The sequence below is a fragment of the Vibrio sp. 1069 genome (assembly GCF_033340555.1).
The window spans coordinates 1-617 of sequence record NZ_JAWOWP010000551.1; the positions used below are offsets into that span (position 1 = coordinate 1).

General features: G+C 43.3%; 1 pseudogene. It reads right to left on the bottom strand.

Annotated features, from left to right (window positions below):
- Positions 1–617 (bottom strand): annotated as a pseudogene (locus tag R7040_RS27675) (RTX toxin); the annotation flags it as partial.

Consider the following 617-nt stretch of genomic DNA (forward strand, 5'->3'; position numbering starts at 1 on the left):
TCACTTCAAACGTCAGCTTTTCACTTTTCTCACTCACTTTTGGTAACGTCACTTCTACACTTGCCGTGTCCGTGGTGGCAAACTGAGCTTTAGTCCCAGAAACTTGACGCCATTTGAATGAGTGATCCGTTGAATCAACGTCTTTTAAGCCAAGTACAGATAGTGTGACTTTTTCGTTTGATAGGCCTTCTTTACGGCTCGCTTCAACAGCGAAGATCGGCTCATCATTAACCGCTTCGACTGTAATTACAGCCATAGCTGTATTAGATTCACGTCCGTTTTCTTTCATAATAGAAAACTCAAACTGGTCATTACCAAAGTAGTTTTCCTTACTTTGGTAGGTATTCCCATGAATCTTGCCGTGCATCGGCGGCTTTTTAATGACGATGGTGTCCCCTTTCTCGAGTCCTTGTTGCTGATGTAAGTTAGGTTCCAGTGGCGTATCTTCTAGCGCTTTGTATTGAAGACTATTGGCGGTGATTACTGGAGAATTGATCGTGATGACCACCTCACCTTCTGCTGTCGTCCCAAAATCGTCAGACACTTGATACTTCATTACTGCTCGTTGTTCTGGAATGTCTGAAACAGGAACAGAATAGTGGATTTTTTGTCCTGAG